This is a genomic window from Bradyrhizobium genosp. A, assembly GCF_049949275.1.
In the GTDB taxonomy this organism is placed as follows: domain Bacteria; phylum Pseudomonadota; class Alphaproteobacteria; order Rhizobiales; family Xanthobacteraceae; genus Bradyrhizobium.
On sequence record NZ_CP188196.1, the window covers coordinates 3,300,328 to 3,324,193 of the forward strand.

At 64.7% G+C, this 23,866-nt stretch carries 22 protein-coding genes and 1 pseudogene; 5 read left to right on the top strand and 18 right to left on the bottom strand.

Going from position 1 to position 23,866, the window contains the following annotated elements:
* Position 1: 1 nt before the first annotated feature.
* The 11 genes from ACP2YP_RS15200 to ACP2YP_RS15250 all read right to left on the bottom strand — a co-directional run bounded on the left by ACP2YP_RS15200 (position 2) and on the right by ACP2YP_RS15250 (position 12,960).
* A complete protein-coding gene (locus tag ACP2YP_RS15200) occupies positions 2-820 on the bottom strand; it encodes an FAD binding domain-containing protein (protein ID WP_426425062.1) in 819 nt (272 codons plus the stop codon).
* On the bottom strand, positions 821-1,264 hold the full coding sequence (locus tag ACP2YP_RS15205) for an SRPBCC family protein (protein ID WP_426425063.1): 444 nt from the start codon (positions 1,262-1,264) through the stop codon (positions 821-823).
* 5 nt (positions 1,265-1,269) lie between these two features.
* Entirely contained in the window at positions 1,270-1,707 is a 438-nt protein-coding gene (locus ACP2YP_RS15210; protein ID WP_426425064.1) for an SRPBCC family protein, read from the bottom strand.
* Between the two features lie 11 nt (positions 1,708-1,718).
* Positions 1,719-4,625 (bottom strand): flotillin domain-containing protein, encoded by a 2,907-nt coding sequence (locus ACP2YP_RS15215; RefSeq protein WP_426425065.1) that lies wholly within the window; start codon positions 4,623-4,625, stop codon positions 1,719-1,721.
* Positions 4,626-4,651: 26 nt separating this feature from the next.
* On the bottom strand, positions 4,652-5,485 hold the full coding sequence (locus ACP2YP_RS15220) for a phosphoenolpyruvate hydrolase family protein (RefSeq protein ID WP_426425066.1): 834 nt from the start codon (positions 5,483-5,485) through the stop codon (positions 4,652-4,654).
* Between the two features lie 3 nt (positions 5,486-5,488).
* The gene (locus ACP2YP_RS15225; protein WP_426425067.1) at positions 5,489-7,705 is read right to left on the bottom strand and encodes an ABC transporter permease; all 2,217 of its coding nucleotides are present in this window, start codon (positions 7,703-7,705) and stop codon (positions 5,489-5,491) included.
* Positions 7,698-8,480: an ABC transporter ATP-binding protein gene (locus tag ACP2YP_RS15230; RefSeq protein WP_426425068.1), complete on the bottom strand. Its 783-nt coding sequence runs from the start codon at positions 8,478-8,480 to the stop codon at positions 7,698-7,700. The genes ACP2YP_RS15225 and ACP2YP_RS15230 overlap by 8 nt, the downstream gene beginning before the upstream one ends.
* Entirely contained in the window at positions 8,473-9,561 is a 1,089-nt protein-coding gene (locus ACP2YP_RS15235) for a branched-chain amino acid ABC transporter permease (RefSeq protein ID WP_426425070.1), read from the bottom strand. The genes ACP2YP_RS15230 and ACP2YP_RS15235 overlap by 8 nt, the downstream gene beginning before the upstream one ends.
* 1 nt (position 9,562) lies before the next feature.
* On the bottom strand, positions 9,563-10,573 hold the full coding sequence (locus ACP2YP_RS15240; RefSeq protein ID WP_426425071.1) for a branched-chain amino acid ABC transporter permease: 1,011 nt from the start codon (positions 10,571-10,573) through the stop codon (positions 9,563-9,565).
* Between the two features lie 177 nt (positions 10,574-10,750).
* Positions 10,751-11,578 carry an AraC family transcriptional regulator gene (locus ACP2YP_RS15245; protein WP_426425073.1) on the bottom strand — a complete coding sequence of 276 codons (828 nt, stop codon included), beginning with the start codon at positions 11,576-11,578 and terminating at the stop codon, positions 10,751-10,753.
* A gap of 131 nt (positions 11,579-11,709) precedes the next feature.
* Positions 11,710-12,960, bottom strand: coding sequence for an ABC transporter substrate-binding protein (locus tag ACP2YP_RS15250; RefSeq protein ID WP_426425075.1), 1,251 nt, complete (start codon positions 12,958-12,960; stop codon positions 11,710-11,712).
* A gap of 442 nt (positions 12,961-13,402) precedes the next feature.
* On the opposite strand from ACP2YP_RS15250, the gene ACP2YP_RS15255 reads away from it, so the two are divergent.
* Positions 13,403-13,858 carry an RbsD/FucU family protein gene (locus ACP2YP_RS15255; RefSeq protein ID WP_426425076.1) on the top strand — a complete coding sequence of 152 codons (456 nt, stop codon included), beginning with the start codon at positions 13,403-13,405 and terminating at the stop codon, positions 13,856-13,858.
* Positions 13,859-13,943: 85 nt separating this feature from the next.
* On the opposite strand, the pseudogene ACP2YP_RS15260 reads toward ACP2YP_RS15255, so the two are convergent.
* The 7 genes and pseudogenes from ACP2YP_RS15260 to ACP2YP_RS15290 all read right to left on the bottom strand — a co-directional run.
* Positions 13,944-14,183: pseudogene (locus ACP2YP_RS15260) on the bottom strand (ferritin-like domain-containing protein); the annotation flags it as partial.
* A gap of 77 nt (positions 14,184-14,260) precedes the next feature.
* Positions 14,261-14,539 carry a hypothetical protein gene (locus ACP2YP_RS15265; RefSeq protein WP_426425077.1) on the bottom strand — a complete coding sequence of 93 codons (279 nt, stop codon included), beginning with the start codon at positions 14,537-14,539 and terminating at the stop codon, positions 14,261-14,263.
* A gap of 162 nt (positions 14,540-14,701) precedes the next feature.
* On the bottom strand, positions 14,702-15,799 hold the full coding sequence (locus ACP2YP_RS15270; RefSeq protein ID WP_426425078.1) for a Gfo/Idh/MocA family protein: 1,098 nt from the start codon (positions 15,797-15,799) through the stop codon (positions 14,702-14,704).
* A gap of 18 nt (positions 15,800-15,817) precedes the next feature.
* Entirely contained in the window at positions 15,818-16,984 is a 1,167-nt protein-coding gene (nagA, locus tag ACP2YP_RS15275) for an N-acetylglucosamine-6-phosphate deacetylase (protein ID WP_426425079.1), read from the bottom strand.
* Entirely contained in the window at positions 16,984-18,009 is a 1,026-nt protein-coding gene (locus ACP2YP_RS15280) for an SIS domain-containing protein (protein ID WP_426425080.1), read from the bottom strand. Before ACP2YP_RS15280 ends, nagA begins: the two co-directional genes overlap by 1 nt.
* Positions 18,006-18,761: a GntR family transcriptional regulator gene (locus ACP2YP_RS15285; RefSeq protein WP_426425081.1), complete on the bottom strand. Its 756-nt coding sequence runs from the start codon at positions 18,759-18,761 to the stop codon at positions 18,006-18,008. Before ACP2YP_RS15285 ends, ACP2YP_RS15280 begins: the two co-directional genes overlap by 4 nt.
* A complete protein-coding gene (locus ACP2YP_RS15290) occupies positions 18,752-19,630 on the bottom strand; it encodes a BadF/BadG/BcrA/BcrD ATPase family protein (protein ID WP_426425082.1) in 879 nt (292 codons plus the stop codon). The genes ACP2YP_RS15285 and ACP2YP_RS15290 overlap by 10 nt, the downstream gene beginning before the upstream one ends.
* Before the next feature lie 92 nt (positions 19,631-19,722).
* Between ACP2YP_RS15290 and ACP2YP_RS15295 the strand changes: the two genes are divergently transcribed.
* From ACP2YP_RS15295 to ACP2YP_RS15310, 4 genes are all read left to right on the top strand, one after another.
* Positions 19,723-20,667, top strand: coding sequence for an N-acetylmuramic acid 6-phosphate etherase (locus ACP2YP_RS15295; protein WP_426425083.1), 945 nt, complete (start codon positions 19,723-19,725; stop codon positions 20,665-20,667).
* Position 20,668: 1 nt separating this feature from the next.
* On the top strand, positions 20,669-21,931 hold the full coding sequence (locus tag ACP2YP_RS15300; protein WP_426425085.1) for an extracellular solute-binding protein: 1,263 nt from the start codon (positions 20,669-20,671) through the stop codon (positions 21,929-21,931).
* Positions 21,932-22,067: 136 nt separating this feature from the next.
* Complete coding sequence (locus ACP2YP_RS15305) at positions 22,068-23,018, top strand: carbohydrate ABC transporter permease (RefSeq protein ID WP_426425086.1); 951 nt, start codon at positions 22,068-22,070, stop codon at positions 23,016-23,018.
* Between the two features lie 9 nt (positions 23,019-23,027).
* Positions 23,028-23,861, top strand: a complete 834-nt coding sequence (locus ACP2YP_RS15310) for a carbohydrate ABC transporter permease (protein WP_426425087.1) — start codon at positions 23,028-23,030, stop codon at positions 23,859-23,861.
* The last annotated feature ends 5 nt before the right edge of the window (positions 23,862-23,866 follow it).

Below are 23,866 nucleotides of genomic sequence, written 5' to 3' on the forward strand. Positions count from 1 at the left end.
TCTATTCCTGTCCCGACAGCAGACGGCGCAGATGGACGCCGACGATCTCGCGGCGATACCAGGCGCTGCCGAGCGCGTTGTCTGAGGGCGATGTTCCCCCGGTCGCGGCGGATGCGGCCGCCGCAATGGTCGCGGCATCGAGCGAGCGGCCCTCCAGCGCCCGCTCGGCCGCGCGGGCACGGATCTGGGTCGGGGCCATCGAGCCCAGCGCGATCCGCGCGCCTGCGATCCGGCCGCCGCTGATCGGCAAATGCGCGGCCAGCGTGATGACTGAACCGCCCTTCGGTTTGATGCGTGCGATCTTGCGATAGCGGAATGCTTCACTGTTTGCCGGCCGGGTACAGGAGATGGACAACACCAATGTCCCGGCCTGTCGCTCGCGCGCCTGCAAAAACTCTTCGATCGGGATGTCGCGCGAACCGAAGCCGCCCTGCACGGCCACGGTGGCGTCAAGCGCCAGCAGCGCGACGGTGAAATCGCCATACGGGTTCGGGGCGAAGAGATTGCCGCCGACAGTCCCCATGTTGCGCACGGCGGGGCCACCGATCGAGCGGGCCGGGGCATGCAGGAAGGCAAGGTCGCGCTCGGCAAGGACGCGCGCAAAGGTGACGCCGGCGCCCAGCGTGATGCGCGGGCCGGAGGCATCGATCCGGGTCAACGCCTGGTCCTGGGCGCGGACGACGGTCGTGATCGACACATCGCCCTCGTTCAGCGCCCGCATCACCAGCGTGCCGCCGCCGAGATAACGCGCGGTGCGGTCCGAGGACAGCGCGCCGGCCGCCTCGCTGGCACTGCCAAAAGTTTTCACTGTCACGGCCATCTAGGTGGCCTCCTTCAGATGCCGGCGGATTGCTTCGAATCCGGCCTGGTAAATGTCTTCGGCGACCATGTGGGTGATGCGGTCGCGGTCTTCGGGCCTGGTCGTGAAGCGCGACTCCCAGTGCCAGAAGGTGCGGTCGCCGTCAGTGACCGGCAGCAGGCGGACATGGGCGACATAGTTGAACATCGGGATCGGGGTATCGAGCAGGCAATAGCTGAAGCTCTGCTCGAGGTCGGACAGCGCCAGCAACTGCTCGCGCAGCTCGGCGCCGTCCTTCAGCTTGAAACACCTGATGCAGCCGATCTTGTCGGAGGTGTGCGCGCGCTCGATCGAGGAGGTCGCGACCGCTGGATGCCAGCGGTCGTGCCCGTTGAAATCGCGCAGCATGGCCCACGCGGCATCGGTCGGCGCATCCAAAATCGTGCTTTTGACGATATGCGGCACGGCTTTCAGCCTCCGAACACGCGCTTGAGGGCATCGAACCCGCCCTGGAATACGCCGCCGCCGATATTGCCGACGAGCTCGGTCTCGCGCTCCGGCGCGCAGTCGAACTCGGCGGTCCATTCCATAAAGGTCTGGTCGCCGTCGGTGACCGGCGTCAGCCGCAAGGTCGCGACGTAGTTCTCGACGCCCATCGGGGATTCCAGGATCGAGTAGGTGCAGAACATGTCGTAGTCGGACAGGCCCAGAAGCTTCTCGCGGATGCGGTCGCCGTTGCGCAGGCGAAAGTCCCTGACACAGCCAATCCTGTCGGAGGGCTCGCCGCCCTCGATGCGGCTTTCGGCGATCGCCGGGTGCCAGTTCGGCATACCGTTGAAGTCGCGCACGCGCGCCCAGACGCGGTCGTTGCGCGCATTGACGACGGTGGAGACGTAGACGCGGGGCATGGCTTTCGACCTCAGCTCTTCTTCCGCGGACCGCGCTCGGCCGGCAGTTCGCCGCCGCCCTCAGCCGCGGGCGGGGGCGCCGCCGGCTTGTCGCCGCCACCGCTACCCTTGCGCGCGGAGTCCTTGATACCTTGCATGTCGCGGGCCTCGCGGATCAGGCCCGGCATCTTTGCGAGGCTGCCGCCCTCGACGCCGATGTCGGCAAGGAGGGAGTCGATCAGCGGCGCCTGCACGCGGTAGCGCAGCGCCGAATCGATCACCTCGTCGGTGGCGCTGCGGCCGCCATTGCCGCCATGGCCGTTGCCGTTGAGGCCGTCGACCTGGAGGATGCGGATCCCCTCGATCTTCTCCATCGGCTTGACGCTCTCGCGCACGATGCCCTCGATACGGTCAAGCAGCTTTCTGCGGAACAGCGAGTAGCGCGCCTGGTCGGTGAGCACGTTCTCGGCTTCGTTGAGCATCCGCTGCGCCTCGGCCTCGACGGCGGCGCGCACACGCTCGGCTTCCGCAGCAATCCGCGTCTCCTCGGCCTGCTTCTCGGCGATCATGACTTCGACCGTCCTGCGGCGTTTGGCGATCTCGCTCTCGCGCGCGGTAATGACGCGCTCGGTCGCTTCAGTCGCCCGCATCCGCGCTTCCTCCGCCATCGCCTTGGCGGCCGACTCTTCCAGCGACTTCTGGTGAATGGCGATCGCCTTCTCCATCAGGACGGTCTCGACCTCCTTCTCGCGGTTGACCTCGAGCTTGCGCAGCTCGCGCTCGCGGCCGACGCGGGCCTCGTCCAGGCCGCGGTCGGAGGCGATGCGCGCGCGCTCGACCTCCTCGCGGGAGGCAATCTCGGCCTCCTGCAGCGACTGGACGCGGGCGACTTCGAGCTGCTCGATCGCGCGGCGGCGTTCGAGGCGGGCGGCTTCCAGCGCCTGCTCGCGCGAGACGTCGGTAGTCTCGACCTCCTTGCGGGCGACGATCTCGGCCTGCCGTACCTGGCGGTCGGCGTCGATCCGCTCGGACTTCTTGGCGGAGAGAGCGATGACGCGGTCCTCGTCGGCGATCTCGATCGCTTTCTTCTGCTCGATATTGAGCACCTCGCGCTTCTTGGACGAGTTGATCCGTTCGGCTTCGAGCGCGAGATCGACCGTGATGCGCTGGCGCTCGATGGCGTCGCGCCGCTTCAGCTCGGCCGCCTCCAGGATGCCGGTGCGCTCGATTTCGAGCGAGCGTGTGTCGCGCTCGGCCTGGATGCGCTCGGCTGCGACCGCCTTCTCCTGGGCGATGCGGGCGGCCTCGATCGCTTCGCGCGAGGCGATGTCGGCTTCCTCGACGGCGCGGTTGCGGGCGATCTCCAATGAGCGGACACGTTCTTCCTGGGCAATGCGCGAGGCTTCTGTAGTCTCCCGCGCGGCAATGCCGGCAACTTCGAGGGTCTGGTCGCGCTCGATTTCGAGCTGCCGCGTATTCTGCTCGGCGGCGATGCGATCGGCGGCGAGCGTCCGCTCGCGGGCGATGCGGGCGGCCTCGACGGCGCGCTGCGCCTCGATCTCGGCCTCCTGGATGGTGCGGACCTGCTGGATCTCCAGTGCGCGGGTGCGCTCGTCCGAGGAGATGCGTTCGACGTTGACGATCAAGGTCTGGGCGATGCGCGCCTTCTCGGTGGCTTCGCGGGCCGCGATCTCGGCCTCGTCGACGGCGCGGGTGCGCTCGATCTCGCGGCGCCGCGTCTCCTCTTCATTGGCGATGCGGGCGTCGGTGACGACGCGGTCCTGCTGGATACGGGCCTTCTCGATCGCTTCGCGCGCGGCGATCTCGGCCTCCTCGACGGTGCGCATGCGCTCGATTTCGCGTTGACGGACCTCGCGTTCGGATGCAATCCGCGTTGTGTCGATCGAGCGCTGGTTGGCGATGCGCGTTTTCTCGATCTCCTCGCGGGCCAGCAGCTCCTTCTCCTCGATGGTGCGGGTGCGCTCGATCTCCTTCTGGCGAGTCTCGCGCTCGGAGGCGATACGGGCCTCGGCAATCGCCTGCTCGTTGGCGATCCGGGAGCGCTCGATGGCTTCGCGCGCGGAGATCTGGGCCTGCTCGGCCTCGGTTTCGCGCAGCGCGCGTTCGCGGGCGACTTCGGTGCGCTGGAGCGCGCGGCGCATCTCGATGTCGCGTTCCTGCTCCAGCCGCGCCGTCTCGCTCTCGCGCTCGATGTCGAGCGCCTGCCGCTCGGCCTCCAGATTGCGGGTCCGGATCTTGATCATCGAGTCCTGCTCGATGTCGTTGCGCGCCTTGCGTTTGGCCTCGATGTCCTCCATCAGTCGCGTCAGGCCTTCGGCATCGAACCGGTTCGACGGGTTGAAGAATTCGAGATCAGTTTGGTCGAGATCGGTGATCGCGACGGATTCGAGCTCAAGGCCGTTCTGGGCGAGAGCTTCGGCCGCATTGGTCTTCACGCGTACGACATAGTCGCCGCGCCGTTCGTGCATCTCCTCGAGGGTCATTTCGGATGCGACCGAGCGGATCGCGGAAATGAACTTGCCGGCCAGGAGCGCGTGGAGCTGCTCCGGCTCCATGGTGCGACGGCCGAGAGTCGCCGCCGCAATCGACACGGCTTCGCGGGTGGCCTGAACCCGGACATAGAAGTCGGCCTCGATGTCGACGCGCATGCGGTCGCGGGTGATGACGGCATCCTGCCGAGAGCGCACGATGCCCATCGGCAGCACATTCATGTTGACGGGCGTATAGTCGTGGATGAAGGGCAGCACGAAGGCGCCGCCGTTGATCACCACGCGTTCACCGAGGAAGCCGGTCCGGACGAACGACACCTCCTTGGAGGAGCGGTGATAGAGCCAGTTGACGATATAGACGCCAACCACGATCACGATGATGGCGACGATCAGCCAGAGGATGACCTCGCCGACCAGGATCCCTGACATGTTTCCCTCCCTCAATCTTGCAGGCGTTATCGTGCGCCGATCGCCTTGAATTTGCGTACCTGGTCCGTCAATGCCCGCTCCACCGGCAGACGCTCCATCGAGGACGCCCCGTAGAAGCCGTGGCAGTAGCGGGTGTTCTTCATGATGAAATCGGCGTCCGCGGGATCCGCGATCGGGCCGCCATGGGCGAGCACGAGGATGTCCGGATTGACGCTGAGCGCGGCCGAGGCCCAGGTGTCGATGCGCGCCGGGCAGTCCTTCAGTTTTGGTGCGGTCTGGGCGCCGATCGTGCCGCCGGTGGTGAGCCCGAGATGGCAGACGATGATGTCAGCGCCGGCGATCGCCATCGCGGCGGCTTCCTTCTCGCTGAAGACGTAGGGCGTCGTCAGCAAATCCTTCTCGCGCGCCTTGGCGATCATGTCGATTTCCAGCGCGTAGGACATGCCGGTCTCTTCGAGATTGGCGCGGAAGACACCGTCGATCAGGCCGACGGTCGGAAAATTCTGCACGCCGGCAAAGCCGAGCGCTTTGAGCTGGTCGAGGAACAGATCCATGTCGCGGAATGGATCGGTGCCGTTGACGCCGGCGAGCACCGGCGTCTTGCTGACCACGGGCAACACCTCTCCGGCCATCTCCAGCACGATGGCGTTGGCGTCGCCATAGGGCATCAGCCCGGCAAGGGAGCCGCGGCCGGCCATGCGGTAGCGGCCGGAATTATAGATCACAATGAGATCGACGCCGCCGGCTTCCTCGCATTTGGCCGACAGGCCGGTGCCGGCGCCGCCGCCGACGATCGGCTCGCCGCGTTTCGCCATCTCGCGAAATCGCTTCAGGAGTGTAGCGCGTTCAAACCGGGCCATCGGTCACCTCGCTAGTCTCCGGCGCGCCCCGGCGCGGCCGAACAGCGTTCGGAACGCAGCTGTAATGGTCGAGGCGAACTCGGGATCGTTGATGTTTTGCTTGACGCGGATCAGCTGGCGGTTGCCTGTCGAACGCACCGTGCGCTCCAGGGTGCCGAACAAGGCGGCGTCGGCCTCGGGATCCCAGAACGGCTGGCCGCGGGCATCGAGCGCGGAGACGCCGCCCTCGGGCAGGAAAAAGCGCACCGGCCCGTCCATCTGGTTGAGCCGCTCACCGATCCAGCGGCCCATGCGCTCGTTCTCCTCCACTGTCGTCCGCATCAGCGTCACCTGCGGATTATGAACGTGGAATTTGCGGCCGCGATAGCGCTCGGGGATGGTGTCGGGCGCGCCGAAATTGACCATGTCGAGCGCGCCGACCGAGCCGATATAGGGCAGGCGGGCGCGGATGATCGCGCCGAAGCGATCCTCCGTCGCCGGAAATACGCCGCCCATCAGGAAATCGCAGATCTCGGTGGTGGTGAGATCGATCACGCCGGCGAGCTGGCCGGAGTCCACCAGCTTCTCCATCGAGCGGCCGCCGACGCCGGTGGCGTGGAAAACGAGACATTCGAAATCATCGCGCAGATCGGCCGCTATCTTCTGCACCGCCGGTGTGGTGACGCCGAACATGGTGATGCCGACCGACGGCAGCCCGGCACTCGCCGCCCGCTCTTTCGAATCGCGCTGATCAAGCCGCCCCTTGACCATGCCGGCGATCGCGTTAGCGCCGTTCGACAGCACCGCGCGCGAGATCGAGTTGAGACCCTGCACGTCGGTGACCGAGTACATCATGGTGATGTCGGCGGGACCCACATAAGGCGAGACGTCGCCAGAGGCGATCGAGGAGATGATCAGCTTTGGCACCCCGACGGGGAGGGTACGCATTCCCGGCGCGACCAGTGAGGCCGCACCCGAGCCACCGGCGGAAATCACGCCGGCAATATTGCCCTGCCGCTTGATCCAATTGGCGAACGCGTCGGCCATCGCGGTGACTGCAGCACCGCGGTCCGGGCCGAACACGGCCGGGCCGCCGCGACCGTGGTTCAGCGCGATTTCCTGCGCCGAGACATCGCAGGTCGCATGCTTGCCGCTTGTGGAGACGTCGACCAGCCGCGTGCGCAGCCCGCTCTCGGCGATGATGTCGCGAATGAAGCGGAGCTCCGTCCCCTTGGTGTCGAGCGTGCCGACGACCAGGACCACGGGCGGCCCGGAGGCCTGCGCGGTGACAGGCTCGCGCCTGCGTCGTGCGGTTTCGTCGAGGCGTGCGACCTGGGTCGACAGCGTCCGCGCCGCCGCCTCGATGCGTCCGATCGGAACCGGTTGCGACCAGCGCGTCGGCGGGACGGGGTTGGAGACGTAGATGCGGACCGGCCCGCTGGTGCGTGCGGCCTGTGGGGTCGGCCTGACGTCACCACCGGCCGCGGGCACATCGATATCTGGCGTAAGCTCGGCGTGCAGTCCGACGCCGAGCAGGCGCTGCTGCAGCTCGCGGTCGGCGGACAGCCGACCAGAGTCGATGATGCGGTTGATGCGGCCATTGACCATGATTGCGACATTGCGCGAGATCGCGGTGGCGACGCCGATGTTCTGCTCGATTAGGAGCACGGACATGTCGCCGTCTTCGCCGAGCTGCAGCAGCATTTCCTCGACCTGGGCGACGATGACGGGCGCAAGCCCCTCGGTCGGCTCGTCCATGATCAGCAGCTGCGGATTGGTCAGCAGCGCACGCGAGATGGCGAGCATCTGCTGCTCGCCTCCGGAGAGCTGGCCGCCGCCATGGTCCTTGCGTTCGGCCAGCCGCGGAAAGGTGTCGTAGATGCGATCGACCGTCCAGGCACCGGACCGCATACCGCCGGCGAGCCGCAGATGCTCGTCGACGCTGAGCGAGCGCCAGAGCCGCCGGCCCTGCGGCACATAGCCGATGCCGAGCCGCGCAATATGCGCGGGCGGCCGCCGTGTGATGTCCTCGCCGCGGACTCGGATCGAGCCGCCGCTAACCGGTACCAGGCCCATGATCGCCTTGCACAGCGTCGTCTTGCCCATGCCGTTGCGGCCGACCACGGAGAACACGCCGGTATCGAGCGAGAGGTCGACGCCTTGCAGGGCATGCGAATGGCCGTAATAGACGTCAAGGCCGCGGACCTCGAGCGCTGCGGCGGAGCGGCGGGTGTCACTCATGGCCTGCTCCGAGATAAAGCTCCTGCACTTCGGGGTCGGACTGGATCTCCTCCGGCACGCCCTCCTTGAAGATTCGTCCGTTGTGCATCATCGTGACGCTCTCGACGACGCGCAGCGCCACGTCCATGTCATGCTCAATGATGATGTAGCCGATATGCGCGGGCAACGATGTCAGGATCTCGACCAGCTCGGCTCGCTCGGTCGGCGAGAGGCCGGCGGCCGGCTCGTCGAACAGCACGAAGCGCGGGGCGCCAGCGAGCGCCAGCGCGATCTCGAGCTGGCGCTGCTGACCGTGTGCGAGCTCGGCGACGCGCTTATCCTTCACAGCGGTGAGGTGCACGGCTTGCACGAGAGCGTCGGCGGCATGCATCAGCGCATCGTTCTGGCCGGGACGCAGGAACGAGAAGCGTCCGCGCGAGACGCCACAGCAGGCGAGGTAGACATTGTCCTGGACGGTGAGGCCGGGGAATAGCGCGGAGATCTGATAGGTCCGCCTCAGCCCACGGCGGATGCGCTCATAGGGCGGGAAGTGCGTAACGTCCTCACCGAAGAAGCGGATCGTGCCCGATGTCGGCGGGAAGTCTCCGGTGATGCAGTTGAACAGCGTGGTCTTGCCGGCGCCGTTCGAGCCGAGCACGGCGCGCCGCTCGCCGGGACGCACGGTGATAGTGACGTCGATGAGAGCTGCCAGCGCACCGAACAGCCGGGTGACGCCGCGCAACTCGAGGGCTGCACCGGCACCGACGGCGGAGAGGCGCTGGGCGACGCTATCCATGGCCGCGCCCTCCGCCCGGGCGATCTGACGGGTGACGTTGGTTCTGGCGCCAGCGCTGCCACAGGCCGATCACGCCATCTGACGACCAGAAAACGATGGCAAGGAAGCCGAGGCCAATCAGCAGCCGGAAACGGTTGCCGTCGAGCCCGATCTTGACCAGGAAGTCGAGCGCAAACGTGCGCAGGAGGACGAAGACGAGTGCGCCGATATAGGGACCGACCGGGCGAGTAATGCCGCCGACGACGGCGATGATGAGAATGTCGATGCAGGCGCCGACGCTGACCGAGCCCGGCGAGATCTGGCGGTAGTTCCAGACCTGGAGCACGCCGGCGAGGCCTGCGATGAAGGACGCCACCGCATAGGCCGCGACGCGGTGCGCATTGACATTGAAGCCGAGCGCGGCCATGCGGCGCGGATTGTCGCGCACGCCCTGCAGCGCCAGGCCGAACGGCGCGCGCGAGATGTAGTCGACGGCGAAGTAGCAGATCGCGGCGACCGCGAGCACAATGTAATAGAAGGGAATATCCCAGCGCCAGTCGACGCCCCAGAAATGCGGCGTTCCGACATTGTTGATGCCGGTGTGGCCGTTGAAGATCGCCCAGTTCTGGTTGGTGAAGTAATAGAAGGCCGCGCCGATCGCGAGCGTGATCATGATGGTGTAGATGCCCTCGGTCCGCACCGCGAGCGCGCCGCCGAGCGTGCCGAAGATGGTCGCGAGCATCAACGCCATCGGCACCGCCAGCCACCACGGCCAGCCCAGGCTGATGTTGGCGTTGCCGCTGATGCCGAACACGGCGACCATGTAGGCTGCAAAGCCCGCGATGGTGAGCTGCATCAGGCTGACCATGCCGCCATAACCGGCCAGGAACATCAAGCTGAGCGCGATGGTGCCGAGGATCAGCGTGGTCGCAAAAATCTCGATCAGGAAGAAGCCGTTGGCGATCAGCGGCATGATCAGGAGGATGGCCGCCACGACCCAGGTCGCGGGATTGTTGACGTCGGGCCAGCCGCGCACGGCCGGCCGCTGTACCGTGGCGGCGGGCTTGTGAACCTGAATGCGGGCATCGTGGGTGACGGACATGTCAGCGCCTCGCCAGCAGGCCCTGCGGCCGAAGCGCCAGTACCAATACCATGATCAGGAACGTCACGACGATGGCGTAGGTCGGGATATAGACCGAGCCGAGTTGCTCGGCGAGGCCGATGATCAGCGCGCCGAGCGCGGCACCTGGTATCGAGCCCATGCCGCCGACGATCACGACCACGAGGGATGCGAGCAGGAAACGGATGTCCTCGCCGGGCGAGAGTGACTGGAAGGTGCCGCCCACGACGCCCGCGATACCGGCGAGGCCGGCGCCGAGCGCGAAGACCAGCACGAAGACGATCTGGATACGCACGCCGGTCGCAGCGAGAATGTCGCGATCGTCGACGCCGGCACGGATGATCATGCCGATCCGGGTGCGGTTGAGCGCGAGCCACATCGCGATGCCGATGATCACGGAGGCCAGGAAGATCACAAGCCGGACCAACGGATAGCGCAGGTAGACCGGTTCGCCCGAGGATTTCACCGCGGTGATCAGCGGCAGCTCGATCGGACCGATCAGCCAGTTCGGGGTCTGGATCTGGTAGAAGTCACCGCCGCAGGCCCACAGCATGAGATCGGCGAACACGATCGAAAGCCCGATCGTCACCATGGTCTGGCGCAGATCCTGGCCCTCCATGCGGCGGAACACGAGCACCTGAAGCAGGACGCCGACCAGCGCCGTCAGGATGAAGGCGGCGATGAAGGAGAGGATCCATGACCCGGTCGAAGCGCTGATGGCGTAGCCGACATAGCCGCCGAACAGATAGAGCGAGCCGTGCGCGAGATTGACATTGCGCATCAGGCCGAAGATCAGCGTGAAGCCGCTGGCGACGAGGAAATAGAGACCGCCGAGCGTGATGCCGTTGAACAGTGCGTTGAGGAACACACGCTTGCGGCCGATCGCCTCTTCAAGCCCTGGTGGCCACACCGCGAAGATCAGCCACAGCGCCACTGCAACCGCGACGATGACGATCAACGCCCAGGCGGGATGGCGCTCGACAAAGCGGGTCATGGGTTCACCTCGTCCCATCTGCGGGGCGAGGTCGCACGCAGACCGTTACCGGCCGCAGGCCCTGCCATGAACGTACGCTCCCTATCGATCGCGATCCTCTTGTCGGGATCGCGTTCCGCACATCCTAATGGGATGCACGGGAGCGCATTTGATCGTGAGTATCTTTTCGCGCGCTCGTCAGCCGCGCAAAACCTTGGCCGCACGGCGATAATCGGTCGGCGCCATCCCGACATTGGCGGCGAAGAAACGGGTGAAACCGCTCTGCGAGGAGAAGCCGAGATCGAAGCCGATATCGGCGATCGGAGCCTCGCTCTCCACCAGCGCCTCCAGCGCCTGCTCCATCATCAGCGTGTTGAGATAGAGGTGAGGGGTGACGCCGGTCTGGGTGCGGAACAGCCGGTAGAAGTGCGGCCGCGACAGGCCGGATTCGCGCGCGATGGTGTCGAGCTCGATCTCTGCGCCGGGGCTCTCCGACATCATCTTGATGCATTTGCGCACGCGAAAATCGGTAACGGAGCCGTTCGCGCGTGGATCCCGCGTGAGCTCGGCCTGCTGCCAGCTTTCGTCGTAGCAGATGTCGATCAGACGTCTCAGCTCGCCATCGAGGGTATTCAGCGAGGGTGCGCCGCACACAAGGGCGGCCGCGTGCCTGATATGCTTGTCCAGCGCGACCGACCGCGCGAATTGGGTCCGGCCAAAGCGCAGGCGGTCGGCACCGGGCGCGTCGGGCGCGAACCACTCCGCGTTGACATAGAGCACAAAGAAGACGGCGCCGCCGTCGAGATCGGCCGGGAGGAAGTTATGCGGCTCCCATGGATTGACTGCGACCACGGAACCTTCGGTGAGCTCGTAACGTCCGTCGTTGACATCGATGCATGCGGAACGTCCCCCGACATGGAAGATCAAATGACCTTCGCGATGCGCGTGGATGTTGAAGGGGCGATTCAGTTGATAGACCGTCGCCCGGCCAAAGCGGCCGTGGAAGACGGCGAGCGCCCGGCTCATGCCTTCCCTCCCAGAAGCTCTTGTCTTTTTTTGATAGCGTTCAACAACCGGGGAGAGAATGCAAGGGCGCACGTGTCGCGCTCTTTGCAAATCTCTCCCCGGTCAGTCATGGCGTCGCGAACGCGACTACGTCAGTACTTCTTACATTCCGGTATTGTACGGCTTGGCAAACCGATCTTGGCGAACACGGCGGGATCGTAGCCCAGTGTCTGGTTGACGTTCGGGATCACCTTCACGACCTTCGAGAACAGCGCGCCCTTGCCGTCGTCGACGACTTCGGTGACGAAGTTGGTCCCGATCGCCTGGCGGTTGGCGTCGAGCTTGATCTTGCCGTTGGGCGCGTCGAGCTCGATCTTGGCGAGGGCTTCCTTGTACTTCGCCTGGTTGTTGGAGAGATCGCCATTGACCCGACGCAGCGCCAGGATCAGCGCCATGGTCGAGCCGTAATAGTTGGTCGCGAGCAGCGACGGGCTCGGGAAGCGCTTGTTCGGCGGGAAGGCGTCCTGATAGTCCTTCACGAACTTCTGCCAACCCGGATCCTCCCAGGTGTCGGCCTGGCCGCTCGCGGCCAGCGTGCCGACCAGCGCGTTCTTGGCGTTGCCCTTGGACGACAGGATGGTCTGGTCGATCATGATCGACCCGCCCATCAGATGCGCCTTGCCACCCGCCTGCTGATACTGGTTGAGGAAGTTGACCGCGTCCGCACCGCCGAGACCGAGATAGATCGCATCGACATCGTCGGGCAGGGCGGCGATGACCGAGGCAAAATCCTTGGTGCCGAGCGGCACCCATTGCCGGTTGGTGACCTGTCCGCCGGCGCCGCAGAATTCGAGCACGAGGCCGAACACCTGGGTGTAGATGAAGGAATAGTCCTCGCCGACGGTCGCGATCTGGCGATACTTCTTCTCATCATAGGCGTATTTGCCGAGGCCGACCTGCCACTGCGCACCGTCCATATTGTAGCGGAAGAAGTTCGGGGCCGGATCGACGTAGGTCGTTTCCTGGGCGCCGGAGGCCGCGTTGATGAAGGTCAGCTCCGGATGGGTTTTTGCAAAGTTCTTGACCGCAATGCCCTCGTCACCTGACAGCGGCGACAGCAGGATCTGCACCTTGTCCTGCTCGATCAGCTTTCGCACCGCACGGACCGCAGAGTCCGGCGTCGCGTCGGTCGAGGCGATGACGAATTCGAGCTCCTTGTCACCGACCTTCTTGCCGAGCACGTTGAGTGCCGTCTGGAAGCCGCGGATGCCGTCCTCGCCGAGCACGGTATAGGTGCCTTCGAGCGTCGCGGTGACGCCGACCTTGATCTTCTCCTGCGCGAAGGCTGTGCCCGACAATAGCAGGCTGCTCAACGCGATCAGTCCTAGACTGCCTTTCAACATTGCTCTCCTCCCTGGGGCGTTCTTGTCGCTGTTTTTCACCGCATCCTCGCGCATCCGCCGCGCGGTGCGACGTTTTTGCAAGATCAACGGTTCTTGAGGTAGAGGCTAACCGAACTCGGATGCGGCGCACGCGTCGGAGCCGTGTGCGGCTTAACGAGCAGTCTCATTTTGAATGGTGCGTTGCAATCGTTCCGCAGTGCAACGTCGCGCACGTCTTCGCCATTGAGATCGCGCGAGCCACGACGCATAATCGCCCCGAATCCTCTACGACCTTGCCGAGAATCTGTCCGCGCGTGGCGACGAGTTCGTCCGGCGCATCGGTGATATGACCGGCGTTTCGCCCGCAAAGGCGCGCGCAGAGGTCGGGGCGCGTAGGTGATACTGGTTGGCATCCGAACCATCAGAGTTTGGACGATTTTTGAAGACAAGGGAGGGGCGCAACATGCTCAAGGGCATCAACCCACTGCTCAATGCCGACGTGCTCTACGCCTTGCGCGCAATGGGGCACGGAGACCGCCTTGTGGTGTGCGATACCAATTTCCCTGCTGACTCCATCGCGCGCCAGACAGTGTTCGGCGAGTTGCTTCGCATCGACAACGTCAGCACGGCAAAGGCGATCGAAGCCATCCTCTCGGTGCTGCCTCTCGATACGTTCGTCGACGATGCCGCGATCCGCATGGAGATTGTTGGCCAGCCCCAGGAGGTGCCGCCGGTGCAGCGCGAGGTGCAGGCCGCGATCGACCGCGCCGAGGGACGCTCCTGGCCGCTGGTCGGGGTCGAGCGCCATGCCTTCTATGAAAAGGCGAAGGCGGCCTACTGCGTGATCGCCACGGGTGAGCGGCGCTTCTATGGCTGCTTCCTATTCTCCAAGGGCGTCATCGCGCCGGAGGGAGAGTGACGACCATGAGCAAGACTGGCGTCGCAGTGCGCGGCATCTTCGTCGTCGAGCGAAGCGCGTCGATCGATGCTGACCGGAACGATCGCTAGGCCGCGCTCGATGCCTTCGCATTGACGCCCTTACGAAGCGCCACCGTATTGAGTTTAGTGTTCGCGGCCTTCTCCTCGTTCAGATTGGTGGTGAGGAGACGCACGATCTCGTCGTGGCCGAGCTCTTCCGCCCAGGCAATCAGCGTCCCGTACCGGCACATTTCGTAGTGCTCGACCGCCTGCGCGTTGGCGACGATCGCCGCATCCAGAACGGCTTTGTCCTCGATCTCGCCCGCGCCGGGCGAGGTGGTGAGTGACCCGAAACGGCGTTGCGCCGGAGCCCGGACTCGCGTGGGAAGCCGGGCTCTGACGGTCAGCGCCGCTTCACCGCGCGCGTCTTGGCCGCGCGCCGATTATAAGTCGAGCGGTTGATCGGCTTCAGCGAGATCCCCTCTTGATGCGCCTTGCTGCGGATCGCCGCGATCGGGCGCTGAAGCTTGAGCTCATGACGCCAGTGGGCGTATTGCCCTTTGCAAGCTGCCGCAGCTTTCTGACGTCCGCCGTCGACCACGGCTGACGCGAACGACGCTTGTACGAGGGGTTTGCTTTGCGAGGCCCCTTCTTGCCGATCGGCGAGCCGGGCCGTTTCCATGCTGTACGTGCCATCTTGATCCTCCTGGAATCTTCAAGGCGCGAATCAGCCTCCTGGTTCCTTTTTTGACGGCAAGTCAGGTCCAAGCGGTCGGGGAGAATTTCAGCTCGCGGTGGAGGATTTCCTCGTGAGCGCAGATGCTACAGCGCATTCAGTGTTGATCTACAGGCGTACGACTTCACCAGTTCGAACGCTCTCGTCGGCGGCAAAGACGATGCGGAGTGAGTTGATCGCGTCCTCGTGATGCTCGGACAGGTCGATCTCGCCACGGACCGCACTCAGAAACAGCCGCTGCTCGCGCTCGCAGAGCTCCTGATGGTCGGGTTCATCTGCGGTCGAGATCAACTCGTCCGGCTTCGCAAAGCGGTTTTCGGTGTCGCGCGCCGCGTGATGGATGCGAAGCGCGTTGGTCCGTGTATGCGTGTCATGTTCCGCCGAACGCGCGCCCGTATCGGTACTCTCTTTCGCGACGATCGACACGCTGCCGTTTGGGCCGATCATGTCCTTCACGAAAGGAGCGGTCTCGCTCATCATCGGACCCCAGCCGACCTCGTACCAGCCGACGGAGCCGTCGTCGAACATGATGTGAAGATGGCCGTAATTGTACATGGCCGGCGCGATCTCGCCCGTCAGTCGCGCCCCGACCGCGTGGACCATGACGGGACGCGCTCGCGTCACCTGGCACATGATGTCGACGTAATGGACGCCGCAATCGACGATCGGTGAAGTCGACCGCATGAGTCTCTTGTGCACCTCCCAGAAGGAGCCCGCAGACTGTTGGTTGAGATTCATGCGCATAACGAGCGGCTTTCCGAGCGTTCGGCCGATTTCGACGAACCGCGACCATGCGGGATGTACGCGCAGGATATAGCCGATCAGCAGCGCCTTTCCGGCCGCGTGTGCACCGCTAACGACTTGTCGCGCGGCATCCAGCGTATCGGCCAGCGGCTTTTCGCAGAAGACATGCGCGCCAGCAGCGAAAGCCTGCAACGCCATGGCGGCGTGATGCTCGGTGTAGGTGCAGATCGCGACGGCATCGGGACGCAAACTCGTGAGCGCATCGTCGAAGTTTTCGAAGCGAGGAAGCGCGGGAAACTCGGCCTCGAGATCGTCGCGATCGGCCGCGCGAGAGGTGCAAAGACCGACGAGCTCGAAACCCTCGATCGATCTGTAGGCGCGAGCATGGCTGGTTCCCATGGTGCCGAGGCCAACCACGAGAACGCGCACATTTTGTGGGGGCGAAATGGAGAGCGAGGACATGGCTCGATCGCGTCCTTGTCAGGTGTTGTCCGCCACCGCATCGTGCTTGGAAACGCCGGGGAAGGGCCGGCCCTCGATCCAGGTTTCCAGCACCCGCAGCTCGTCGTCGAGATGCACGAGGCTCGCGAGATAGCCTGGTGCGATACGGCCGAGTTCAGTGTCGTGCCGGAGAAACGTCGCCGGAACGCGTGATGCCATTGCGAGGGCATCGGCGAGCGGAAGCCTGACGACGTTGACGGCATAGCGCACCGCCTCATCCATGGTTAGAACCGAGCCGGCGAGCGTGCCGTCGTCGAGCCGCAGGCAACCGTCAGTGCACGTCACGCGGCGGCCTTGCAGATCGAAATGATCGGGGCCGCCGGCCGCCGGCGGCATCGCGTCGGTAATCAGCATGAAACGATCGCGCCGCTTGGCAGCAAGTGCGATGCGCAAATTCGCCTCGTGGACGTGATGGCCGTCGGCGATGAGGCCGACGAACGCCTCGTCGAGATCGAGCGCAGCACCGACCATGCCCGGCTCGCGCCCCGTCGGTGCGCTCATCGCGTTGAACAAATGGGTGAACGCGCGCGCGCCTGCTTCCACGGCCCGGCGCGCCTCATCGTAGCTCGCGCCGGAGTGGCCCAGTGAGACGAGCACGCCGTGCCGCGCGAGCTCGGCGATGCTCTCGGTCCCGACCCGATTGGGCGCGAGCGTCAGCATGACCGCGCCGCAATTCGCCTTGGCGATTGTCGTGACGTCATCGCGCTCCAGCTCGCGGATGTAGCTGAGTTCATGCGCACCCTTGCGGTGCGGATCCAGGAAGGGCCCTTCGAGGTGGATGCCGAGTGCCGCAGGGGTCAGACGCCGCGCCTCGCGCGTCGCAGCGATCGCGGCAGCCGTCACCTGCGGCGCGTCGGTCACCAGCGTCGGCAGCAGCCCGATGGTTCCATGATTGCGATGCGCGGCCGCGATGCGCGCGATGCCTTCGGGCGTCGGGTCCTCGTTGAACAGGACGCCGCCGCCGCCATTGACCTGAACGTCGATATAGCCGGGCGCAAGCAGACCGCCGCCGAGATCCCGGACTGCGCCGTCGGGTCTGTCTGAGTAGGGAACGATTGCGGCAATGCGCGCGCCTTCGACGACAACCGCGTGGTCATCGAGAAAGTGCTCGCCATCGAAAATCCGCGCGCCGGACAGAACGATCATCAGACGGTCTCCGTTACCTTGCGCAGATTGCGCGGGCGGTCGGGATCGCGCCCGAGCCGGAGCGCAAGCGCTTCGGCAAGCCGGTAGAAGCGGTGGATCATGACGATAGGCTCCAACAGGGGCGCCTCGACTCTTGCTGTCGCGAGACGATCCGACTCATCGGCACCGCCTGTTTCGATTGCGATCACCGTTGCGCCGGCCTCGGCCAGCGCCGTGAGCGTCGGCAGCATGCCTTCGCGCGCCGGGTCGGACGGCAGGAAGGCGATGACGGGGAAGCCCGAAGTGACAAGTTCGGCCGGGCCGTGCAGCACTTCGGCCGCGGAGTAGGCCTCGGCGTGAATCGCGCACGTTTCCTTGAGCTTGAGTGCCGCTTCCGCGGCGATCGCAAGCGTCACGCCGCGGCCTAGCACGAAAGCGCTGCGGGCGTTAGCAAGTCTCTCCAGTATCGCCGCGGGTGGCGGCGTTGCTTGGGCGCGCAGGACGTCCGGCAGGCCGGCGAGGGCGTCTGCGAGCTGCCGGTCCTCGCGCCAGGCCGCGACGAGGCTCGCTCCCGCGACGAGACCGGCCACCATCGATTTGGTCGCGGCGACGGAACGTTCCGTGCCGGCGCAGAGCGGCAGCAGGATTTCAGCCTCTTGCGCGAGTGGCGAGGCCTCGTCATTGACCAATGCGAGGGCCAGCGCGCCGCCGCCTCGTGCGGCACGCTGCATTTCCACGATGTCCGGGCTGCGTCCCGATTGCGAGATCGCGACGGAAACGCTACCCTCGAGCCGCATCGGCGTCCGATAAAGCGTCGCAATCGAGGGACCGATGGAGGCACAAGGCACCCCGGAAAGAATCTCGACGAGATATTTCAGATAGAGCGCGCAGCAATCCGACGAGCCACGGCCGATGGTTGCGACGAGCGGCGGATCGAGGGCACGCAGACGCGCTCCGAGTTCCGCGAGCCGTTCAGCATTCTGACCGAGCTGGCGCGCAGCCGCTTCGCCTGCCGCGCCGATCTCCTGAAGCATGTGTGTCGTCATCGTTGTGTCTTTCGGGCCGGGGGCGACAGCGTGAGCTCGGAGACGAAATCATAGGCGTCGGCACGGTACCAGGATTTCGTGAACTCCACGCAGGCTCCGTCGGCGAGGTAGGCGATGCGCTGGATGTAGAGCGCCGGGCTGTCTGGCGCGACGCCGAGCAGTTCAGCATCCGCATGATCGACGAGGATCGCACGCAAGCGCTGTAGGCCCCGGGCCGGCTTGAAGCCCCTTGCGGAGAGTGCCTCGTAGAGCGAGCCGCCGACCGAATCCTGTTCAGGAAGAAAGCGTATCGGCACGGCGGCGCGTTCGATTGCCATGGGCGAACCATCGGCGAGCCGCAGGCGTCCGAGCCGGAACACGCGTTCGTTCGGTCGTACGCCAAGCATCATCGCCTCTTCCGGCGTCGGCAGGAATACGCCGCGTTCGAGCTCGCGCGAGCTCGCCTCCAATCCGCGCAGCCGCATGTCTTCCGTAAAACTCGTCAGACGCGACGAGGGCTGTTCGACGCGCGGCGTTGCGCGATGGATGAAGGTGCCCGCGCCGTGGCGGTGAAACAGCACGCCTTCGGCGATCAGATCAGCGATCGCCTTTCGCAGCGTGGTGCGCGATATGTCGAGCAGCTCGCACAACACGCGCTCGGCCGGAAGCAGTTGCGTCTCCGCGAAGCGTCCGGTCTCGATCTCGCGCCGAAGCGCGTCGACCACGGCACGATAGAGCTTTTGGCCCGGCGCCGTTTCGACCGTCATGGACATGCCGCGTCCTCCGCGAGCGTTCCGCCGGCGAGAAGGATCGCGCCGTCGACTGCGTCGCGCCGCGGCTGGGCGAGGCGCTCGGCCACATCAGGCGGCAAGAAGGGTCGCAAGGGCTCGCCGAAGCCGCCTGCGAGCGCAATGCGCTCGGCGCCGAGCGCGTTCAGCGCGTTCGCGAGCGCCGCTATAGCGCTGGCTGCTTCCCCGACAATTTCGCGCGCGCGCATATCTCCGGACCTGGCGACAGCCAGGATTTGGGGCGCGAAGGAGCCGTAGTCTCTGGGTCTGGCCTCCGCTGCCCAGCGGCTCATCCGCAACGGATCATCATCGAAATGTCGCCCGAGCGCCCGGGCAAGTCCGCTCATCGGCTCGAGGCCGTCGATCGCACGCAGCGTCGCGCGCAATGCCGATTCGCCGAGGCGTGCGGCGGATCCGTCGTCGCCCAGCCAGAAGCCGCGTCCGCCGATGATTGTCGTTCGTGCTCCCACGCGAGCGATGCCCGCCGAGCCCGTGCCCGCGATGATCAGGCCACCGTCGCCGACGCCGTTGGCTCCCACGCAGGCGGCGACCGCATCGTTGACGGCGACGATGCGCGCGAAGCCGGGCAGGGCGGCGGAGACACGCTCCGCTTCATTGTCGTCCGAAAGCCCGGCAAGGCTCAGGCCAACTGCGATCTCCTGCCGTGACGCACCGGCACTGATCGCGGATTCGATGGTTTCGCGCACGACCCGCATCGCCTCGTCGAAGTCGAGATAGATGTTCGAAGCCGGCCCGAGGCCGCGCCCGAGCTCGCGCCCAGACGAGTCCCGCAGCCTCGCGCGGCAACGGGTGGCGCCGCCGTCTACTCCAAGAAAGAACCGGGCTGTCGCCAAGGGTCCTCCTAAAAAAATCTTAACGCCTCTAGACAAGTGGTATGTCATGAGGCTAAAACGAATACAAGAGGTATCTACCATTGGTATTCACGATGTCGGTACTGCCAAACTCGGAGACGGGCGGAGAGAGGTGCGGCGACACCACTGACGTCGTGACGACCGATGAGGCGATGTTTGCGGACGCGATGCTCGCTTCCTACCGCCGAGCGATGGCTTCGGTCGCGACTGCCTCCAGGGACATCCGCACGGCGGCACTCCGGCTCGCCGCCATTTGGCGAGCCGGCGGACGTCTGGTCTATGCCGGTGCGGGGTCTTCCGGCCTTGCGGCGGCCGAGGATGCTGCCGAGCTTCCCGGTACGTTCGGCCTCGACCAGAGCCGCATCGCGATTGTCTTGCCCGGCGGGTCCGCCGAGCCGTTTCGCATCGACAGCGCGGCGGAGGACGATGCTGTAGCCGGTGAGCGGTCCATGACCGAGCTTGGCGATCTCTCCCGCGACGCCGTGATCGCTGTATCGGCGAGCGGCTCGACGCCGTTCACCGTCGCCGCGGCCGCAGAGGCGCGTCGCCGCGGCGCCTTCGTGGTCGGCATCGCGCACCATCCGGCCTCGCCGTTGCTCATTGGCGCCGACGCGTCGATCCTGCTCGAAAGCGGGGAGGAGGCGCTGCGCGGCTCGACGCGGCTCGCGGCCGGAGCCGCGCAAAAGGCCGCGCTTGGCATGCTCTCATCATTGATGGGACTCGAACTCGGTCACATCCACCAGGGGCTGATGGTCAATCTGAAGGCCGATAACGCGAAGTTGCGCGAGCGGGCGCGCGGGATCGTCGCAACGATCGCGAGCGTCAGCGATGCCAAAGCGGCAGCGGCCTTGCGTGAGGCCGGCGGCGATGTCAAGCCAGCGGTGCTGATGGCCTGCGGCATCGCCAGCATGAGCGAAGCCGTCAACTGGCTTGCTGCTGCGGAAGGCCGCATAGACGACGCGTTGCGCCGCGCAAGGGCCAACGGAATCAAGGGCGAAGGCCCGAACAAGGGAGCGTAGCATGATACGGACATTCAAGGCTGCATTGGGAGCTGAGGTTGCCGCGTTGGCGTTGCTGGCGGGGCTAGCGTCGGCCCAGGCAGGCTCATTGAAGATCGAGAGCTGGCGCAATGACGACGCCGACATCTGGAACTCCAAGATCATTCCCGCCTTCAACAAGCACTATCCCGACATCAAGATCGAATTCGCGCCCTCGGCGCCCAAGGAATACAACGCCGCCCTCAACGCGCGGCTCGATGGCGGTACCGCCGGCGACCTTATTACCTGCCGTCCGTTCGACGCCTCGCTCGCGCTCTATCAGAAACATCAGCTCGATAGCGTCGACGGCATCAAGGGCATGGACAATTTCTCCGATGTCGCCAAGGCTGCATGGCAAACCGACGATGGCAAGACCACCTTCTGTGTTCCGATCGCCTCCGTTATCGCTGGGTTCATCTACAACAAGGAGGCCTTCGCCAAGGTCGGCGTATCCGAGCCGAAGACGCTCGACGAATTCCACGCCGTGCTTGAGAAATTCAAGAAGGACGGGACCTATGTCCCGCTGGTGATGGGCACAGCTGACCAGTGGGAGGCCGCGACCATGGGCTTCCAGAACGTCGGTCCCGACTATTGGAAAGGCGAGACGGGTCGAGCCAATTTGATTGCCGGCAAGGAGAAGCTCACCGACCCGCAATACGTCGCGGCCTTCAAGGAGATCGCAAGCTGGGCACCGTATCTCGGATCGGGCTTCCAGGCGCAGACCTATGCCGACAGTCAGAACCTGTTCTCGCTCGGCAAGGGCGCGATCTATGCGGCTGGCTCGTGGGACATCTCGACGTTCCGGGGCCAGGCGAAATTCGCCATGGGTGCGTTTCCGCCGCCACAGCCTGCCGGCACGACGGATTGCTATATCTCAGATCACACCGACATCGCGATGGGTGTCAACGCGGCGTCGAAGAACAAGGAAGACGCGAAGAAGTTCCTGGAGTGGCTGACGACACCGGAATTCGCAACGATCTACGCCAACGCGCTTCCCGGCTTCTTCCCCCTCGCCAAGACTCCGGTGAAGGTCGAAGACGATGTCGCTGCGACGATGGTCGGATGGCGGCAGACCTGCAAGTCGACGATCCGCAATTCGTATCAGATCCTGTCGCGCGGTACGCCGAATCTCGAAAACGAGCTCTGGAACGTGTCCGCGCAGGTGGTCAACGGCAAGCTGACGCCCGAGGCTGCCGGCAAGCAGGTCCAGGATGGCCTCGACAAGTGGTACAAGCCCGCCAAGTGATGTAGGTCCCTCTCTCCGCTTTCGCGGGGAGAGGGACTGCTCTTGGTCGATAGTTGCTGCACGCTCCGCCAAGAGATGGCACGAGCGCGCAAGCGGACAGCGACGATAACGCACGATAGGTTGCTCTCTCCTCGTCATGGCTGAACCGGTCTCGAACATCACCGTCCAGATGCCTCGCGCAAAACTCGCGGGCCTTCTGCTGTTCTTTCTCGGGCCTGCGGTGACGATCTACACCCTGTTTTCGATCTATCCGCTCGTCGCGACGATGGCGCTCTCCACCTACACGAGCGATCCGTCCGGAGCCCGGTCTTTCGTCGGCCTCGCCAATTTCGAAACGCTGCTCGGCGATGCGCTTTGGTCGAAGCCGTTCTGGAACGCCTTCGGAAACAATCTGATATTCTTCGCCGTGCACATGTGCATGCAGAATCCGATCGGGATTGCGCTCGCAGGATTGCTCAGTCTGCCTGGTGTGAAGCTTAAGGGCTTTTATCGAACCGTGATGTTTCTCCCGACGATGCTGTCGGTTGTCATTGTCGGCTTCTCCTGGAATCTGATCCTTTCGCCCCTGTGGGGCGTAGCCGCTGGCGCTTTGAAGGCCGTCGGATTGGGCTCACTATTTGCTCCCTGGCTGGGGCTCGAATCGAGCGCGCTCGTCACCCTAGCCCTCATTTCTGTCTGGCAATTCGTCGGCATCCCGATGATGTTGATCTACGCCGCGCTGCTCAACATCCCCGAAGAGTTGATCGACGCGGCACGCGTCGATGGGCTCGGACAGTTCCGCATCTTCTTCCACATCAAGCTTCCGCTCGTCCTGCCGACGATCAGCCTGATCTCGGTCTTGACCTTCGTCGCCAACTTCAACGCTTTCGATCTGATCTACTCGGTCAAGGGCGCGCTTGCGGGGCCGAATTTCGCCACAGACATCCTCGGTACGTTTTTCTACCGCACTTTCTTCGGCAATCAGCTCCAGCTCGGCAATCCGACGATGGGCGCCGCGGTTGCGACCGTGATGTTTTTCATCATCCTTCTCGGCCTCTGCCTCTATCTCTTCCTCGTGCAGCGGCGCATCCGCCGTTACGCTTTCTGAGGGGGAGGCATGACGACGGACCAGCGCGCAAGGAGCATCGGTGTCCATCTCGTGCTGATTGCCTACAGCCTTCTGGCGGTAGGTCCAATCCTGCTCGTCGTGATGAATTCGTTCAAGGTGCGCAGCGCCATCTTCGGTAGCCCGCTCGCGCCGCCGGACGCATCAACCTTCAGCCTGGTCGGCTATGAGAAGGTATTTCGTTCCTCACATATCCTCATGTACTATTCGAATTCGCTGATCGTGACCCTCATCAGCATGGCGCTCGTCCTGCTGTTCGGGGCGATGGCGGCTTGGGCGCTTACCGAGTACCGCTTCCGCGGCTCGACGGCGCTGGCGCTGTTCCTGTCGATCGGGATCATGGTGCCGATTCGGCTTGGCTCCGTCGCAATCCTGAGCATGATGCGGTCCGTTGGCCTTAACGACACGCTGACGGCCTTGGTCCTGGTCTATGTCGCGCAGGGCCTGCCGATGTCGATCTTCATTTTGAGCGAATTTATCCAGCAGGTTCCCAAGGACTTGCGCGATGCCGCGCGCTGCGACGGCGTGCCGGAAACCCGCATCTTCTTCGAAGTGGTCGTCCCGTTACTGCGACCGGCCATCGCAACGGTTGCTGTCTTCACCATCGTGCCGATCTGGAACGACCTCTGGTTTCCATTGATCCTGACTTCGAGCGATTCGACCCATACGGTGACGCTCGGCGTGCAGCAATTTCTCGGCCAGTACATCACCGACTGGAATTCCGTGCTCGCCGCACTGTCGATGGCGATCCTGCCGGTCGTCATGATCTACGTTATCCTCTCGCGCCAACTCATCGCAGGCCTCACCTCCGGCGCAGTCAAATAGGTTGT